The organism is Pseudomonas sp. SYWMCR5, from assembly GCF_057197165.1.
Map to the genome: position 1 here is coordinate 205,631 of NZ_JBXUNH010000007.1, position 17,815 is coordinate 223,445.

General features: G+C 64.6%; 13 protein-coding genes and 1 pseudogene. 3 read left to right on the forward strand and 11 right to left on the reverse strand.

Annotation, left to right across the window (positions count from 1 at the left end; genetic code table 11):
* Positions 1-55: 55 nt before the first annotated feature.
* Positions 56-1,723: a gamma-glutamyltransferase gene (gene ggt / locus AC2CGW_RS19215; RefSeq protein ID WP_484574451.1), complete on the forward strand. Its 1,668-nt coding sequence runs from the start codon at positions 56-58 to the stop codon at positions 1,721-1,723.
* 70 nt (positions 1,724-1,793) lie between these two features.
* On the opposite strand, the gene AC2CGW_RS19220 is transcribed toward ggt, so the two are convergent.
* The 3 genes and pseudogenes from AC2CGW_RS19220 to ypfJ form a co-directional block, all read right to left on the reverse strand.
* Positions 1,794-2,657 (reverse strand): methyl-accepting chemotaxis protein, encoded by an 864-nt coding sequence (locus tag AC2CGW_RS19220; protein WP_484574465.1) that lies wholly within the window; start codon positions 2,655-2,657, stop codon positions 1,794-1,796.
* A gap of 39 nt (positions 2,658-2,696) precedes the next feature.
* Positions 2,697-3,713: pseudogene (locus AC2CGW_RS19225) on the reverse strand (methyl-accepting chemotaxis protein); the annotation flags it as partial.
* 189 nt (positions 3,714-3,902) lie between these two features.
* Positions 3,903-4,787, reverse strand: a complete 885-nt coding sequence (gene ypfJ, locus AC2CGW_RS19230; RefSeq protein WP_484574452.1) for a KPN_02809 family neutral zinc metallopeptidase — start codon at positions 4,785-4,787, stop codon at positions 3,903-3,905.
* Positions 4,788-5,030: 243 nt separating this feature from the next.
* Between ypfJ and pcaH the strand changes: the two genes are divergently transcribed.
* Together pcaH and pcaG are read left to right on the forward strand one after the other, a co-directional pair.
* Positions 5,031-5,750: a protocatechuate 3,4-dioxygenase subunit beta gene (gene pcaH, locus AC2CGW_RS19235; protein WP_186669370.1), complete on the forward strand. Its 720-nt coding sequence runs from the start codon at positions 5,031-5,033 to the stop codon at positions 5,748-5,750.
* 11 nt (positions 5,751-5,761) lie between these two features.
* Positions 5,762-6,367, forward strand: coding sequence for a protocatechuate 3,4-dioxygenase subunit alpha (gene pcaG / locus AC2CGW_RS19240; RefSeq protein ID WP_186669372.1), 606 nt, complete (start codon positions 5,762-5,764; stop codon positions 6,365-6,367).
* 77 nt (positions 6,368-6,444) lie between these two features.
* On the opposite strand, the gene AC2CGW_RS19245 is transcribed toward pcaG, so the two are convergent.
* From AC2CGW_RS19245 to AC2CGW_RS19280, 8 genes are all read right to left on the reverse strand, one after another.
* Positions 6,445-6,882 carry a cupin domain-containing protein gene (locus AC2CGW_RS19245; protein ID WP_186669374.1) on the reverse strand — a complete coding sequence of 146 codons (438 nt, stop codon included), beginning with the start codon at positions 6,880-6,882 and terminating at the stop codon, positions 6,445-6,447.
* 105 nt (positions 6,883-6,987) lie between these two features.
* Positions 6,988-7,893, reverse strand: coding sequence for a LysR family transcriptional regulator (locus AC2CGW_RS19250; protein WP_484574453.1), 906 nt, complete (start codon positions 7,891-7,893; stop codon positions 6,988-6,990).
* 58 nt (positions 7,894-7,951) lie between these two features.
* Positions 7,952-9,037: a tRNA (uridine(54)-C5)-methyltransferase TrmA gene (gene trmA / locus AC2CGW_RS19255; protein WP_186669377.1), complete on the reverse strand. Its 1,086-nt coding sequence runs from the start codon at positions 9,035-9,037 to the stop codon at positions 7,952-7,954.
* The gene (locus AC2CGW_RS19260; protein ID WP_054892635.1) at positions 9,034-10,329 is read right to left on the reverse strand and encodes an NCS2 family permease; all 1,296 of its coding nucleotides are present in this window, start codon (positions 10,327-10,329) and stop codon (positions 9,034-9,036) included. The genes trmA and AC2CGW_RS19260 overlap by 4 nt, the downstream gene beginning before the upstream one ends.
* 216 nt (positions 10,330-10,545) lie before the next feature.
* Positions 10,546-11,769 carry an MFS transporter gene (locus tag AC2CGW_RS19265; protein ID WP_484574454.1) on the reverse strand — a complete coding sequence of 408 codons (1,224 nt, stop codon included), beginning with the start codon at positions 11,767-11,769 and terminating at the stop codon, positions 10,546-10,548.
* 216 nt (positions 11,770-11,985) lie between these two features.
* Entirely contained in the window at positions 11,986-14,796 is a 2,811-nt protein-coding gene (locus tag AC2CGW_RS19270) for an FAD-binding and (Fe-S)-binding domain-containing protein (protein ID WP_288375637.1), read from the reverse strand.
* A 74-nt stretch (positions 14,797-14,870) separates the two neighbouring features.
* Positions 14,871-16,016: an FMN-dependent L-lactate dehydrogenase LldD gene (lldD, locus tag AC2CGW_RS19275; RefSeq protein WP_112897265.1), complete on the reverse strand. Its 1,146-nt coding sequence runs from the start codon at positions 16,014-16,016 to the stop codon at positions 14,871-14,873.
* A gap of 63 nt (positions 16,017-16,079) precedes the next feature.
* Positions 16,080-17,750: a lactate permease LctP family transporter gene (locus AC2CGW_RS19280; protein ID WP_484574455.1), complete on the reverse strand. Its 1,671-nt coding sequence runs from the start codon at positions 17,748-17,750 to the stop codon at positions 16,080-16,082.
* Positions 17,751-17,815: the final 65 nt, after the last annotated feature.

Genomic DNA, 17,815 nt, shown 5'->3' on the forward strand with positions numbered 1-17,815 from the left:
CGCAACGGTTGAGCCTTAAATGAGTGCTCGACAAAAACAACACCAAGGAAGTGTCATGCGTATCGTCATGTTCCAGTCCCTGGCCCTCGGGGCCGCGATCCTGAGCTGTTCTTCCGCCTATGCCGTGACACTCGAAGGTGGCGCGGTGGCGGCGCCCGATCAATATGGCGCACAGGTAGCCGCCGACATTCTCAAGAAAGGCGGCAACGCGGTGGATGCCGCGGTCGCCACTGCGTTCACTCTGGCGGTCACCTACCCTGAAGCCGGCAACATCGGCGGCGGTGGCTTCATGACCCTGTTCGTCGACGGCAAGCCGTACTTCCTCGACTACCGTGAAGTCGCGCCCAAGGCCGCCACGCGCAACATGTACCTGGACGACAAGGGCGAGGTCATCGAGAACCTCAGCCTGGTCGGCGTACGCGCTGCTGGCGTGCCTGGCACGGTGATGGGCCTGTGGGAGGCGCACCAGAAGTTCGGCAAGCTCAAGTGGAGCGAGCTGCTCACCCCGGCCATCGGTTACGCGCAGAATGGCTTCAAGATCGCGCAGAAGCAGTACCAGTATCGCGACGATGCCCAGGGCCTGTTCAAGACCGCCACCAACTTCAACGACTACTTCGGCAGCATGAAGGTCGGCGAGCTGTTCAAGCAGCCCGAGCTGGCCAAGACCCTGGAACGCATCGCCGACAAGGGCGTCAGCGAGTTCTACCAGGGCAAGACCGCCGACTTGCTGGTGGCGCAGATGCAGGCCGACAAGGGCCTGATCACCAAGGAAGACCTGAAGGACTACAAGGCCGTGTGGCGCGACCCGATCGCCATCGACTGGCGCGGCAATGTGGTCTACACCGCGCCACCGCCAAGCTCTGGTGGCGTCGCCCTGGCTCAGCTGTTGGGCATCAAGGAAGACCGTGCGGCCGACTTCAAGGGTGTCGAGCACAACTCGGCGAAGTACATCCACCTGCTGGCCGAGATCGAGAAACGCGTGTTCGCCGACCGCGCCGACTACCTGGGCGACCCGGCCTTCACCAAGGTGCCGGTCAAGGAGCTGGTGGCCAAGGACTACCTGGCCAAGCGCGCGGCGCAGGTCAACCCCAAAGCGATCTCCGCCACCGACCAGGTCAAGCCGGGCCTGGAGCCGCACCAGACCACGCACTTCTCCATCGTCGACAAGCAGGGTAACGCGGTGAGCAACACCTACACCCTGAACCTCGACTATGGCAGCGGCGTGGTGGTCAAAGGTGCGGGCTTCCTGCTCAACGACGAGATGGACGATTTCAGCGCCAAGCCTGGAGCGGCCAACGCCTTTGGCGTGGTGGGTGGTGATGCCAATGCCATCGAGCCGGGCAAGCGTATGCTCTCGTCCATGAGCCCAAGCCTGGTCACCCGCGACGGCAAGCTGACCCTGGTGGTCGGTACGCCGGGTGGTTCGCGGATCTTCACCTCGATCTTCCAGGTGATGAACAACCTGTACGACTATGGCATGCCGCTGGAAAAAGCCGTGGCCGCCCAGCGTGTGCACCACCAGCTGCTGCCCAAGGACACCATCTATTTCGACAGCTATGCACCGCTCGAAGGGCAGGTGGCAGAGGATCTGAAAAAAATGGGCTACGTGCTTGAGGATCAAGGCTGGGAAATGGGCGATATCCAGGCGATCCGGGTCACCGGCGAGAAGCTCGAGACCGCTTCCGATCCGCGCGGGCGCGGGGTTGGGTTGATCGTCAAGTAATACCGTGCAAGCCCGCTTCCACAGGCACCCCACCGCGCTCAACGGCAGTGGGGAACCTGTGGGAGGTTCTTCAAACGCGGAAATGGCTGACCAGGGTTTGCAACTGCCCACCCAGCCGCGCCAGCTCGACGCTGGAGGCCGCCGTCTCGTCGCTCGCAGCGGCGGTCTGTTCGGACACATCGCGTACGCTGAGTATGCTGCGGCTGATCTCTTCGGCCACGGCACTCTGCTGCTCTGCGGCGGCGGCGATCTGCTGGTTCATCGACTGGATGCCCGATACGGTGCTGGTGATGTTCTCCAGCGACGCGCCGGCCTTGCGTGCCAGTTCCACGCTGCTGTCGGTCAGGGTGCGGCTGCCGAGCATGGCGTTGGCCACCTGCTGTGTGCCGTTCTGCAGGCTGGCGACCAGCTCTTCGATCTCTTCGGTGGACTTCTGCGTGCGCTGCGCCAGGCCACGCACTTCGTCGGCGACCACGGCGAACCCACGTCCCGCCTCACCGGCGCGAGCCGCTTCGATGGCGGCGTTGAGCGCCAACAGGTTGGTCTGCTCGGCCACTGACTTGATCACGTCCATGACACTGCCGATCTTCTGGCTTTCCTGTTGCAGCAGGTTCATCGCTTCGGTGGAGCGGTTGACCTCGGCGGCCAGGCGCTCGATCTGGTTGATCGCCTCGCCCACCACTTTGTCACCGGCACGGGCTTCGCCGTCGGCGTTGGTCGCTGCAAGCGACGCCTGTTCGGCGTTGCGCGCGACTTCCTGCACGGTGGCAGCCATTTCGTGCATGGCGGTAGCGACCTGGTCGGTCTCGACCTTCTGGCTGTTGGCACCGGCGCTGGTCTGCTCGGTCACCGCCGACAGCTCCTCGGCCGCACTGGCGATCTGGGTAACACCGTCACGGATGCCGCTGATGAGGTCACGCAGGGTCGTACCCATGCGCGCAATGCCTTGCTGGAGCACGCCCAGCTCGTCGCGGCGAGTGACTTGCAGGTTGTGGGTCAGGTCGCCACCGGCGATCTTCTCCACCACGGCGAGGGTCTCGCGCAGCGGGCGAGTGATCTGGCGGGTGATGATCACGGCGGCGAGTACGCCGATGAGCAGGGCCAGCAGCGTCGCGCCGATCTGCAGGGCGCGGGCCTCGGCACTTTCGATGTCACGGCGTTCGAGCTGGATCTTGTACAGGGCGTCACTGATCTTGACGATATCGCCACCCTGGGTGGTCATCTCCTGGCGTGCCAGGGCGATCTGCGAGATGGCATCGCGGAACTGACGCACCGAATCACCATAGGTCCGCACGGCGACGTCGAATGCCTGGATACGCGTGCCGTCGTTCGGCAACTGGCGCTTGAGGCCGTCGATTTCGGTCAGGGCCAGGTCGAGCTGGCGCAGGGCGGCCTGTTCGTTGGCGTTGCTCGGATCTGAGATGTAGTTGCGCACGTCCAGGCGTACCTGGGTCAGCTGTTGGCGAGCCTTGCTGACGGTCAGGTACTGTTGCAGGCGGCTGGCATCGCTTTCCTCGCGGGTCAGCACATCGTTGCCGATGGCGGCGACGGCTTCCACGGCCTTGGTGCCGTTCTGGTTCATGCTGTCGCGGGCGCCAAGGGTGGTCTTGTAGGCGGCACGCATCTTGTCCAGCGATACGCGGTACTGGTCGATGATACCGCCCAGCTCGCGCAGCAGCTTGACGTTTTCCGGGCTCTTGAAGGTGGTTACCAGGTGCTGCTGCTGTTTGTTGAAGATATCCAGCTTGGTCAGCACGTTGGCTGCCGCGGTGTCGTCGCCGTCGGTCAGCATGTATTGCAGACGCGCCACGCGCAGGTTGGTCAGGTCAGTGTTGAGGCGGGTAATGTCGCTCATCCAGTTGCTGCGATTGATGAGGCTGCCCAGGCTGGTCCAACTGGCCAGGGCCAGCAGGCTGGTCAATACCAGGACCAGGCCGAAGCCCAGACCGAGTTTGAGGTTCACGCTCTTGTCGGCAAACCATCTGTTCATGCACGCTCTCCAGAAAATGTGTCTTGCAAAATCTCACGTCGCCGGGCGTTGTTCTTATAGGGGCCAGCTGATGGGTCCATGGGGTTATCGGCCGAATCGGCTGTCGCTGAAACGTTTTTCAGCAGAAAAATGACCCATTGGTCGTATTGCGTTCTGGAGGGGCTCTGCAACGCCCGTTGCAGGGGGGCGTTACAGATTGCGTGCGCTGAAGGTGTCGCAGCGGTTCAGGTCGCCGCTGGCAAAGCCAGCCTTGAACCAGCGTAACCGCTGCGCCGAGGTGCCATGGGTGAAGGAGTCGGGCACCACGCGTCCCTGACCCTGTTGCTGCAGGCGGTCGTCGCCGATGGCGTTGGCGGCGTTGAGCGCCTCTTCGACATCGCCGGGCTCCAGCCAGTTGAGGCGTTTCTGCGCCTGGTAGGCCCAGACACCAGCCAGGCAGTCGGCCTGCAGTTCCTGGCGTACCAGCAGGCCATTGTCGCCTTCCAGGCGCTGGCCGCTGCGGCGCGCGGCATCGACCTTGGCCGAGACGCCGAGCAGGGTCTGCACGTGGTGACCAATCTCGTGGGCGATCACGTAGGCCTGGGCGAAGTCGCCGGCGGCGGCGAAGCGGGTTTCCATTTCACGGAAGAACGACATGTCCAGGTACACCCGCTGGTCAGCCGGGCAATAGAAGGGGCCGACCGCCGAGGAGGCGAAGCCGCAGGCGGAGTTGACCTGGCCGCTGAACAGCACCAGCTTGGGATCGCGGTACTGCTTTCCGGCCTGGGCGAACAGGGCTTTCCAGGTATCCTCGGTGTCGCCGAGGATCGAGGCGACGAACTCGGCCTGTTGGTCATTGGCCGGTGGAGCCTTGCCGCCAGCGCCGCTGGGCGCTGCCTGCTGCTGCTCCATCTGGCCGGCGAGCTGGCCGAGGATCTGCAGCGGATCCTGGCCGGTGAGCCAGCCGATGCCGACGATCAGCAGCACGGCACCCAGCCCCAGGCCCTTGCCACCGCCGAAGCGCATCCCACCGCCACCGCCTTCGCCGCGTGCATCCACTACATTGTCGCTGCGTCGGCCTTTTCGCCAGTCCATAGAAGTTCTCCGCTGTGAGGGTCGTGCCTGGCTGAAGGGCCGTGGGGCTCTGCGCAGCCAGCACCGCAGTCCATCCAGAATAGTCCAGCGCTTCAGATCGGGAGGTCTGGTGAAAAGTTGCATAACCAAATGGTTATGTCTGGCGCGCATGTTTTCAGTTTTCGCCCTGCGCGACCTGCCGGAAACTGCACGTCCGCCTGCCACGCACAGGTGGTTCGAACAATTCCAAGAGAGGAAAACGGCATGCCCGCCCAGGACACCAGCCGCTTCGTGATCCGTGATCGCAACTGGCACCCCAAGGCCTTCACGCCTGATTACAAGACATCCATCGCCCGCTCGCCGCGCCAGGCGCTGGTGAGCATTGCGCAGTCGGTCAGCGAAAGCACCGGCCCGGATTTTTCCCACCTGCGCTTCGGCGAGCACGACCATGACCTGTTGCTGAACTTCAACAATGGTGGCCTGCCGATTGGTGAACGCATCATCATCGCCGGGCGGGTCGTCGACCAGTACGGCAAGCCGGTGCCCAACACTCTGGTGGAGATGTGGCAGGCCAACGCTGGTGGTCGCTACCGCCACAAGAACGACCGCTACCTGGCCCCGCTCGATCCGAACTTCGGTGGCGTCGGTCGCTGCCTGACCGACCGTGACGGCTACTACAGCTTCCGCACCATCAAGCCCGGCCCCTATCCTTGGCGCAACGGCCCCAACGATTGGCGTCCGGCGCACATCCACTTCTCCATCAGCGGCCCTTCGATTGCCACCAAGCTGATCACCCAACTGTATTTCGAAGGTGACCCGCTGATTCCGATGTGTCCGATCGTCAAGTCGATCGCCAACCCGGACGCGGTGCAGCGCCTGATTGCTCGGCTCGACATGAGCCACGCCAACCCGATGGACTGCCTGGCCTACCGCTTCGACATCGTGCTGCGTGGCCAGCGCCAGACCCACTTCGAGAATCGCTGAGGAGATCCGTCATGCCTATCGAACTGCTGCCGGAAACCCCCTCGCAGACTGCCGGCCCCTATGTGCACATCGGCCTGGCCCTGGAAGCGGCTGGTAATCCGACCCGCGATCAGGAAATCTGGAACCGTCTGGCTCGTCCGCAGGCCCCGGGCGAGCACATCCTGCTGATCGGCCAGGTGTACGATGGCAATGGCCATCTAGTGCGCGATTCCTTCCTCGAGGTGTGGCAGGCCGATGCCAACGGCCAGTACCAGGACGTGTTCAACCTGGAGAACGCCTTCAACAGCTTCGGCCGGACCGCCACCACCTTCGATGCGGGTGAGTGGACCCTGCACACGGTCAAGCCAGGTGTGGTGAACAATGCCGCCGGGGTGCCGATGGCACCGCACATCAACATCAGCCTGTTCGCCCGGGGGATCAACATCCACCTGCATACCCGCTTGTATTTCGATGACGAGGCCGAGGCCAACGGCAAGTGCCCGGTGCTCAACCTGATCGAGCAGCCGCAGCGGCGCGAGACACTGGTCGCCAAGCGCTGTGAGGTGGATGGCAAGACAGCCTATCGGTTCGACATTCGCCTCCAGGGGGAAGGGGAGACGGTGTTCTTCGATTTCTGAAGGGCGCTACTCAACAAAAATGGGCGTAGCGCCAGGCGCTACGCCCAAAACAGGAGCGGTGCGGTTACAACGGGGTGTTACTTCTTGACCGGCTTCAGGTCGAACTTGTCAGCCTGGTACTGGAACAGCAGGCAATCTGCTGCAGCGGTGCAGCCGCTCTCGTGAACCAGGTCGGCGGGCAGCTTGTAGTACGAACCTGCCGGGAATTCGGTGCGCTTGCCATCGATCACGGCATAGAAGGTCCCGTCGAGTACTACGGTCGGCAGGGTCTCGGTGTGCTGGTGCAGGCCGTTGTCGACGCCCTTCTTGAACTTCACGTAGGCCGAGTACGGGCCCTCGCCAAAGATGTCGCCTTCGACGTTGGCGTAGCTGACCGCGCCCTTGGTGTTCGGCACGTCCTGCCATTTGAGTTCGGCGCTGTTCGGGACAGAGACCAGTTTGGTTTCGACGGCCTGCGCGGTAAGGGCGAGGGTGCCCAGGGCGAGGCCGGCAATCAGGGTGTGCAGTGCTTTCATGGAGAGGCTCCTTCGCCGATCAATGTGAGTGAGCGAAGGTTAACCAGATGTTCTAAGCACAGATACGGCACAATTTAGCCATGACTTGTGCTTTTGTTGCACCAATCAATCTTCCCAGCGCGGCGTTCCGTAGTAGTGCTGCACGTAGTCGAGCAGTGCGCGTACCTTCGGTGCCAGATATCGGCTCTGCGGGTAGACGGCATACAGGCTGCGCCCCGGCAATCGCCAATCGGCCAGCACCGGCACCAGGCGCCCGTCGCGCAAGGCGTCATGCACGATGAAACGGTCGAAGCTGGCGATACCCAAGCCACCGATGGCGGCTGCACGCAGGGCCATCGGCGAGTTGGCGCTCAGCCGCCTGGGCATCAGCACGTCCTGCTGGGCACCTTGCGGACCGCTGAGCTGCAGGCGCTGGGGATGGGTGAGGCGGCTGTAGCCAAGTAGCGGATGGTCCTTCAGTGCGTCGGGCGTGGTGGGTATGCCTTGGCGTTCGAGGTAGCCCGGTGCGGCCACCAGCATGACCGGGCTGGGCGCCAGCAGGCGTGCGACCAGGCTGGAGTCGGGCAGGTGGTCGGTGATCCGCAGGCAGACATCCACTTCCTCCTCGATCAGGTCGACGAAGCGATCGGTGCAACTGAGCTCGATCTGCAGGTGCTCGTACCGTGCCGCGAAATCCGGCAGCCAGTGGCCCAATTCGAGCTCTCCGAAGGCGGTGGCAACGCTCAGGCGCAATGTGCCAGTGGGCTGTTGCTGGTGCTCGGACAGCTCCAGGTTCATGGCCTGCATCTGTTCGAGAATCAACACACAGTGGCGGTAGAACAGCATGCCCGCTTCGGTGGGTTGCAGGCTGCGGGTGGTGCGGTTGAGCAGTTGCGTGCCGAGTTCGCGCTCGAGGTTCTTCACCTGGCGCGACAGCACGGTGTGAGACACGCCCGCCTGATGGGCGGCGGCGCTGAAACTGCCGAGGTCGACGACTCGGCGGAAGGTCTGCATGGCGCTCAATTGGTCCATCGGCACATCGCTCCTTGGGTGCGTGCGGCGGGGTCTGCTCGACCCCGCAGTGCGCGGATCAGCGCCTGACCAGCAGGACCCCGCTTTCCATGTGATGGGTGTAGGGGAACTGGTCGAACAGCGCGCAGCGTTCGATACGGTGGCTATCGTGCAGTTGGGCGATGTTCTGCGCCAGCGTCTCGGGGTTGCAGGAGATGTACAGGATGCGCTCGAAACGTCGGGTCAGCTCGCAGGTGTCCGGGTCCATGCCGGCGCGCGGTGGGTCGACGAAAACGGTGCCGAAGTCGTAGCTTTTCAGGTCGATGCCTTCCAGACGACGGAATGGGCGAACCTCATTCAGCGCCTCGGTCAGTTCCTCGGCCGACAGGCGCACCAGGCGTACGTTGTCGATGCCGTTTTCGTCGAGGTTGTGCAGGGCGGCGTTGACCGAGGTCTTGCTGATCTCGGTGGCCAGCACCTGGCGCGCGCGGGTGGCCAGGGGCAGGGTGAAGTTGCCGTTGCCGCAGTACAGCTCCAGCAGGTCGTCGCTGCGCTCGCCCATCGCCTCGCAGGCCCAGCCGAGCATCTTCTGGTTCACCGCGCCGTTGGGCTGGGTGAAGGCGCCTTCAGGCTGGCGGTAGCTGAAGGTGCGGCCGGCGATATCGAGTTTCTCCACGGCATAGTCACGACCGATCACCACGCGCTTGCCCTTGGAGCGACCGATCACGCTGACGCCCAGTTGCGCGGCCAGTTGCTGCGCGGCGGCTTCCCAGGCCTGGTCGAGCGGGCGGTGATAGCACAGGGTGACCATGGCATCGCCAGCCAGTGTGGTCAGGAACTCGACCTGGAACAGACGATTGCTCAGGTCTTCGTTGCCCTGCCAGGCGGCCTTCAGGCGGGGCATCAGGTCATTGATGCGCTGGCTGGCGATAGGGAAGTCGTCGATCAGAATTGCCTTGTGCTTTTCGCCCGGGGCGAACATCGCGTAGTGGCGTTGACCCTCTTCGCGCCACAGGCGGAACTCTGCGCGCAGGCGATAGTGCTCGCGCGGCGACTCGAACACTGCAGGTTGCGGTGCATCGAAGGGCGCCAGCAGCTCGCGCAGGCGCTCGACCTTGGCCTGCAGTTGGGTCGTGTATTGCGAAGGGTCGAAGACGGCACTCATGCGTTGAACCAGCCCAGCTTGATGACGAACAGAATGGACAGGATCACCAGGGCCGGGTTCAGGTCGCGGTGACGACCGGAGATCAGCTTGATGGCGGTCCAGGCGATGAAGCCGAAGGCGATGCCGTTGGCGATCGAATAGGTCAACGGCATGGCCAGGGCGGTGACCACCACCGGCGCGGCCTCGGTGACGTCGTCCCAGTTGATCTCGGCCAGGCCCGAGGCCATCAGCACGGCAACGAACAGCAGTGCCGGCGCGGTGGCGTAGGCCGGCACGCTACCGGCCAGGGGCGCGAAGAACAGGGCCAGCAGGAACAGCACGGCCACCACGATGGCGGTCAGGCCGGTGCGTCCGCCGGCACTCACGCCTGCGGCCGATTCGATATAGCTGGTGGTGGTCGAGGTGCCCAGCAGCGAGCCGGCCATGGCTGCGGTGCTGTCAGCGATCAGCGCACGGCCCATTTTCGGCATGTGGCCGTCCTTGCCCATCAGCCCGGCGCGCTTGGCCACGCCGATCAGGGTGCCGGAGTTGTCGAACAGGTCGACGAACAGGAAGGCGAAGATCACGCTGATCAGCCCGACGTCCAGTGCGCCCTTGATGTCCAGTTGCAGGAAGGTCGGGGCCAGCGACGGCGGCATGGAAACGATGCCGCCGAACTGGCTGGCCCCCACCAGGATCGACACCACGGTCACGGCGAGGATGCCGATCAGCACAGCGCCGCGCACTTTCAGCGACTCGAGGCCGACGATGAGGAAGAAACCGAGGGTGGCAAGGATCGGTGCAGGCTGCTTGAGGTCGCCCAGGCCCACCAGGGTGGCCGGGTTATCGACGACGATGCCAGCGTTGTGCAGGGCGATCAGCGCCAGGAACAGGCCGATGCCCGCAGCGATCGCCGAGCGCAGCGGCAGCGGGATGCTGTTCACGATCCACTCGCGGATACGGAAGATCGACAGCAGGAAGAACAGCACTGCCGAGAGGAATACCGCGCCCAGTGCCACCTGCCAGGTGTGGCCCATGTGCAGGACCACGGTGTAGGTGAAGAAGGCGTTCAGGCCCATGCCCGGAGCGAGGGCGATCGGGTAATTGGCGATCAGGCCCATGGTGACCGAGCCGATGGCCGCGGCCAGGCAGGTGGCGACGAAGATCGCGCCCTTGTCCATGCCGGTTTCGCCGAGGATGCTCGGGTTGACGAACAGGATGTAGGCCATCGCCAGGAAGGTGGTGACGCCCGCGAGGATCTCGGTGCGCACGTTGGTGTTGTGTGCTTTTAGTTGAAACAGCCTTTCCAGCATGCCTGCTCCCATGGCGCCGCGGCGCCGTGAATGTATTCGACCCCATCAGCAAAGCACAGACCGTACCGGTTGCCGTGGTTTTGTGGGGGCGGAAAAAAGCCGCGCATCATACCAGCATGGGGGGCGGGGGCCTATGGCTGTTGGTCTTTGTGGCGTGGCGCCCGCTGTCGGCGCGGCCTGGTGCCGCGAAAGGGCTGCCAGGCAGCCCCATGAAGACTATTGCGGATTGTGCATGCGGTCGCGGTTGGCCAGGGTCGGGAACAGCTTCATCCACACGCCAGTGACCACCAGCGTGCCCACGCCACCCAGCACCACCGCCGGAACTGTGCCAAACCAGTGCGCAGTGACCCCGGATTCGAACTCGCCGAGCTGATTCGAGGCGCCGATGAACAGCCCGTTCACCGCGCTGACCCGGCCGCGCATTTCATCCGGTGTCTCCAGCTGCACGAAAGCACTACGGATGACCATGCTGATCATGTCTGCCGCGCCCAGTACCACCAGCACCGCCAGCGAGAACCAGAACGAGGTCGACAGGCCGAAGGCGATGGTCGCCACGCCGAACACACCCACGGCGGTGAACATGGTCCGGCCGACCTTGCGCTCCACCGGGAAGCGCGCCAGCCACAGCGACATCAACAAGGCGCCCACCGCCGGGGCCGAGCGCAGCAGGCCCAGGCCCCAGGCGCCGGTGAGCAGGATATCCTTGGCGAACACCGGCAGCAGCGCCGTGGCACCGCCCAGCAGCACGGCGAACAGGTCCAGCGAGATGGCGCCGAGGATGTCTGGGCGACTGCGGATGAAGCGGATGCCGGCCAGCAGCGACTCCAGGCTGGCACGGCCGCGTTGAGGTGTTTGCTGGCGCGAATCGAGGGTGAGCATCAGCAGGCAGGCGATGGCGTACAGCAATACGGTCGGGCCATACACCCAGATGCTGCCGAAGGCGTACAGCAGGCCGCCGACCGCCGGGGCGACGATGGTCGCTGCCTGGGTCGCCGACGCCGACGCAGCGACGGCGCGCGGGAACAGCCTCGGCGGCACCACGTTGGGCAGCAGTGCCTGGGTTGCGGGCATCTCGAAGGAGCGGGTGGCACCGAGCAGGAACGCCAGCACGAAGATCAGTTCGCGGGTGACGCTGTCGGTGGCACTGCCCAGCGCCAGGGCCAGGGCAATGAGCCCTTGCAGGCACTGGCACAGGGCGGCGACCTTGCGCCGGTCGTAGCGGTCTGCCACATGCCCGGTGTGCAGCATGAACAGCACCCGGGGGGCAAACTCGACCAGGCCGACCAGGCCCAGGTCCAGGACGTTGCCGGTGAGCTGGTAGAGGTGCCAGCCGATGGCCACGGTGAGCATCTGGAAGCCGCTGGCGGTGAAGACCCGCGCAAGCCAGAAGGCGATGAAAGGACGGTGGTGACGCAACAGCAACGGTGCGGACTCAGACATCAGGGGCCAACGGCAGCGGAGGGAGGGGGCTGCAGATTAGCATTTACTTGTAACAAATGGTTGCGGGCTGTTGGGCAATAGCCTGGGTAGCCGCTCCCATTGCAGGAGCGGGTTTACCCGCGAAAACGACACCGCGCTGCCTGGCACGGGCTACGCCCGTGTTCGCGGGACAAGTCGCAGCGGCGAACCGTCGCTCCCACAGGGATTGGGCTGACCTCAGATAGCTCGTGCGCGCGTCACCCGGTCCACCAGATAGACCAACCCGTGATAGTCGATACCACTATGGCTCGAAAGCCCGATCTCGCAGGTCCGGCTGGTGGAAATCCCTTCGCTGCAGTACTGCACGGCATCTTTCAGGCTGCGCAGGGAGTGGGCATTGAGCTCCGGCGTGGTGAAGCCCTTGTCGCCAGCGAACCCGCAGCAATGGATGCCCTCGGGAATCACCACCTGCTTGCTGCAACGCCGCGCGAGGTCGATCAGCGCCTGGCTTTCGCCCAGGTGCTGGGTGCTGCAGGTGACATGCACGGCCACAGGTTCCTCCTGCGGGGTGAACTCCAGCTTGTCGAGCAGATGCGTGCGGATGAAGCGTACCGGGTCGTAAAGATCCAGTCGGGTTTCCCCCAGGTCCTGTACCAGGCGCAAGGTGCAGGGGCTGGTGTCGCAGTAGATCGGGTCGAGGCCGCCGCGGCTCGCATGCAGCAGGGCGGCGATCAGTTCCTGGCGTTTGTGCTCGGCCTGCTCGGCATAGCCCTTGGAAGCGAATGGCTGGCCGCAGCAGAGGTTGTCGGCGTTGTCGGGGAAGATCACCTGGTAGCCGGCCTTTTCCAGCAGGGCCCGGGTCTTGTCCAGCAACGAGCGCTGCTCGCGATCGCCATAGGCCGGGCCCATGACGCGCGACACGCAGGCCGCGAGGTAAACCACCCGAGGTCGTGCATCGTGGCTTGCCGGGCCGAAGTCGATCGGTTTGAGCGGTTGCGGCATGGCCGGTGTCCACTGCGGCAGGCGACCGTTGCTGACCTTGCGCAGGCCGCTGCTGAGGCGTCCCAGGCGCGGGGCGCCGAGCAGCTTGCGGGCGCCGTTGGCTGCGGCGAGGGTCAGGCGTGCGCCGCTGAGGGCCGAGTGGAAGTGCTCGGCCAGCCAGTCGGCGGTCTTCAGATGGCCGGCGGCCTCGCCGCGAAGCTTTTTCACCAGCTCGCCGGTGTTGATCCCCACCGGGCAGCGCTGGGCGCACAGGCCGGTCGCGGCACAGGTGTCGAGGCCCTGGTATTGATAGGTCTGCAGCAGCTCGCGGGTGTCGAGACCGGCACGGCGCCTGGCCTGGATATCGCGCCACATGACGATGCGCTGGCGCGGGCTGAGGGTCAGCCCTTTGGACGGGCACACCGGCTCGCAGAAGCCGCACTCGATGCATTTGTCGACGATCTCGTCGGCCGCCGGCAGTGGCTTGAGGTTTTTCAGGTGGATGTCTGGATCGCTGCTGAGCACCACATCCGGGTTGAGGATGCCGTTGGGGTCGAGCAAGCGCTTGAGTGCCCACATCAATTGGTAGGCGTCCTTGCCCCATTCCAGCTCGACGAAGGGCGCCATGTTGCGTCCGGTGCCGTGCTCGGCCTTGAGCGAACCGCCGAATTCCACCGCCACCAGTTGCGCAACGTCCTCCATGAAGGCCTGGTAACGCGCAACTTCTTCGGCGCTGTTGAAGCCCTGGGTGAAAACGAAGTGCAGGTTGCCTTCCAGCGCGTGGCCGAAAATGATCGCCTCGTCGTAGTGATGCTTGTCGAACAGCTGGATCAGGCGGTTGACGCCTTCGGCCAGTTGTTCGACCGGGAAGGTTACGTCTTCGATGATCACTGTGGTGCCGGTCTGGCGCACGGCGCCGACAGCGGGGAAGGTGTCCTTGCGAATCTTCCACAGCAGGTTGTACACCGCCGGATCTTCGCTGAACTCGACCTTCTGCTCGAGCGGGAACTCGGCGATGGACCCCATCACCTGCGCCAGTTGTTCGTGCAGCAGGCTCTGGCTGGCGGCGCGGGACTCGATCAGCAGGGCGCAGGCGTTGTCTGACAGGCCCTTCACCCAGGCCGGCATGCCTGGCATCTCCTGCACCGAGCGCAGGCTGCGGCGGTCGAGCAGCTCGACCGCCGACACGGGCTGGCGCTTGAGCACGGTCACCGCTCGGCAGCAGCTTTCGACACTGGGGAACACCAGCAGGGCGCTGGCCTTGTGCGGGTGGTCGGGCACGGTGTCGTAGGTGACTGCGCTGATGAAGCCCAGGGTGCCTTCGGAGCCGACCAGCAGATGCTGAAGGATGTCCAGCGGCTGGTCGTAGTCCACCAGTGCGTTGAGCGAGAGGCCGGTGGTGTTCTTCAACCGGTACTTGTGGCGGATACGGTCGGCCAGTTCGGTGTTGGCGCGGGTCTCACGGCCAAGGCGGGCAAGTTCGTCGAGCAGCGCGGCGTGGCTTTGTTCGAAGGCGGCGACGCTGGCCGGATCCTCGCTGTCCAGGCGAGTGCCGTCGGCCAGCACCAGGCGCAGGCCGGCAAGGGTGTGGTAGGTGTTCTGCGCGGTGCCGCAGCACATGCCGCTGGCATTGTTGGCGACGATGCCGCCGATCTTGCAGGCATTGATCGACGCCGGATCTGGCCCGATCTTGCGCCCATAGGGGGCCAGCCAGGCATTGGCCTGGGCACCGATGACCCCGGGCTGCAGGCGGATCTGTTCGCCCTGGTTGCGAATCTCGCGGCCGTTCCAGTTGTCGCCCAGCACGATCAGCACCGAATCGCTGATGGCCTGGCCGGAAAGGCTGGTGCCAGCGGCACGGAAGGTTACCGGCACGCGCTCGCGCTGGGCCAGGCGGATCAGCTCGACCACCTCGTCCTCGGATTCGACGCGCACCACCAGCTTGGGGATCAGCCGGTAGAAACTGGCGTCGGTGCCGAAGGCCAGGGTCGAAGTCGGGTCGTCGAAACGGCGTTCGGCAGGGATCAGGCGCTCGGCATCACGCAGGAACGCAGCAGGCAGGCTCATGCAATCTCCTCGCGGGGCCGGCGCGTCTGGCGCGCGACGTGCCCCGGACTATCAGGCGTTTGTTTCGTAAGGGCTCAGGCGCCCAGCTCGCGTACCAGCGAATCGCGGCTGATCTCGCCGATCGACTTGGCGCCGGTCAGTACCATGGCCACGCGCATTTCTTTCTCGAACAGCTCCAGCAGGTTCTTCACCCCAGCCTGGCCATGCACGGCCAGGGCCCAGAGGAAGGCGCGGCCGATCAGCACCGTGTCGGCGCCCAGGGCGATCATGCGCACCACGTCCAGGCCGCTGCGGATGCCCGAGTCGGCGAGGATCTTCAAGTCACCCTTGACCGCGTCGGCAATGGCCGGCAGGGCGCGGGCGCTGGACAGCACGCCGTCGAGCTGGCGGCCGCCGTGGTTGGAGACGACGATGCCGTCGGCGCCGAACCTCACGGCGTCACGGGCGTCATCGGCGTCGAGGATGCCCTTGATGATCATCGGGCCGTCCCAGAATTCGCGGATCCACTCCAGGTCCTTCCAGGAAATCGACGGGTCGAAATTGTTGCCCAGCCAGCCGATGTAGTCGGCAAGGCCGGTCGGGTTGCCGCGATAGGTGGAAATGTTGCCCAGGTCGTGCGGGCGTCCCATCACGCCGACGTCCCAGGCCCATTCAGGGTGGGTCATGGCTTGCAGCACGCGACGCATCGGGCCGTTGGCGCCACTCATGCCGGAATGGGCGTCGCGGTAGCGGGCGCCGGGCACGGGCATGTCGACGGTGAACACCAGCGTCTTCACCCCGGCGGCCTTGGCGCGCTCCAGGGCGTTGCGCATGAAGCCGCGGTCCTTGAGGACATATAGCTGGAACCACATGGGCCGGTCGATGGCCGGCGCCACTTCCTCGATCGGGCAGACCGACACCGTGGACAGGGTGAAGGGAATGCCGTGCGCCGCCGCCGCGCGCGCCGCTTGCACTTCGCCACGGCGCGCGTACATGCCGGTGAGGCCGACCGGGGCCAGGGCCACGGGCATGCTCAGGGTTTCGTCGAACAGCCGGGTCTGAAGGCTCAGCTCCGACATGTTTCTCAGGACCCGCTGGCGCAGGGCGATGCTGGCCAGGTCCGAGACGTTGTGGCGCAGGGTGTGCTCGGCGTAGGCGCCGCCGTCGGCGTAGTGGAACAGGAAGGGGGGCAGCTTGCGCTGGGCCGCGGCGCGATAGTCGGTGGAGGCGGAAATGATCATGGATTCTCGCAGCGTGGGTTGAGGGAGCTGCCGGGCGCATGAGGGCGCCCGGCCCCTGTCACTTTAGTGATGAACCAGCATACCGGTCAGCCAATAGGCCTGGACCAGGGTGATCAGGCCGACGATGGTAGCGAAGAACAGGCTGTGCTTGACGGTGAAGCGGAACAGGTCCGACTCCTTGCCGACCAGGCCGGTGGCGGCGCAGGCCACGGCGATCGACTGCGGCGAGATCATCTTGCCGGTCACGCCGCCGCTGGTGTTGGCGGCGACCAGCAAGGTGTCGCTGACGCCGATCTGGTGCGCGGTGGTGGCCTGCAGCGAGCTGAACAGGGCGTTGGACGACGTGTCGGAGCCGGTCAGGAACACGCCCAGCCAACCCAGGAACGGCGAGAAGAACGGGAACGCCGCGCCGGTGCCGGCCAGGACCAGCGCCATGGTCGAGGACATGCCCGAGTAGTTGGTGACGAAGGCGAAGGCCAGCACCATGCCAATCGACAGGATCGGCCAGCGCAGTTCCCAGAAGGTCTCTTTGAAAGTGGTAAGACCAGTTTTGAAGTTGATCTTCAAGACCCACATCGAGATCAGTGCCGACAGGAAGATCGCGGTGCCGGTGGCGGAGATCGGGTCGAGCTTGAACACCGCCGGCATTGCGGTAGGCGCGGTCACGATCGGCGCGGTCTTGATCACCAGTTGATCGAGGTGCGGGATGGCGAAGTTGAACACGAAGTTGTACATCGCACCGCCCGGCGCGAATGCGGCCTTGAAGGGCTTGAGGGTCCAGATGGTCACCAGCACGGTGAGAATCAGGAATGGCGACCAGGCCTTGAAGATCTCGCCGAAGCTGTACGGCGAAGGCTGGCTGCCGTCACTGCTGACCACGGCTGCACCGACACTGCCCTTGGCCTCGGCGAACGCGCGCTTGGGCTGCCAGACTTTGAGGAACAGGGTCAGGGCGATCAGGCTTGCCAGGGCCGAGGTGATGTCCGGCAGTTCAGGACCGATGAAGTTGGAGGTGAAGTACTGGGTCACGGCGAAGCTCAGGCCGGCGACCAGCGCGGCGGGCCAGGTCTCTTTCACGCCACGCAGGCCATCCATCATGAACACCAGCCAGAACGGCACGAACAGCGACAGCAGTGGCAACTGGCGGCCGGTCATGGCGCCAATGTGGAAGGCGTCGATGCCGGTCACCTGCCCGGCGACGATGATCGGGATACCCAAGGCGCCGAAGGCGACCGGCGCGGTGTTGGCGATCAGGCACAGACCGGCGGCATACAGCGGGTTGAAGCCCAGGCCCACCAGCAGTGCGGCGGTGATGGCCACAGGGGCGCCAAAGCCCGCTGCACCCTCAAGGAAGGCACCGAAGCAGAAGCCGATCAGCAGCACCTGCAGGCGCTGGTCGTCGGTGATCGACAGCACCGAGCTGCGGATGACTTCGAACTGGCCGCTCTTGACCGTGAGTTTGTACAGGAACACCGCGGCAACGATGATCCAGGCAATCGGCCAGAGGCCGTAGAGGAAGCCATAGCCTGCTGCGGCAAGGGCCATGTCGACAGGCATCTGGAAGGCGAAGATCGCCACCAGGATCGACAGGCCGAGGGTAATGCTGCCTGCCACGTGGCCCTTGAGGCGGAACACGGCGAGGGCGAGGAAGAAGAACACGATGGGGATGACCGCCGCCAGTGCGGACAGGCCGAGACTACCAAGCGGTGTGTAGAGTTGTTGCCAGGTTTGCATATGGGGTGACCCCTAATTGTTGTTGGTCAGCACTGGCATTGGATAATTGGTAAGACCAATTTACA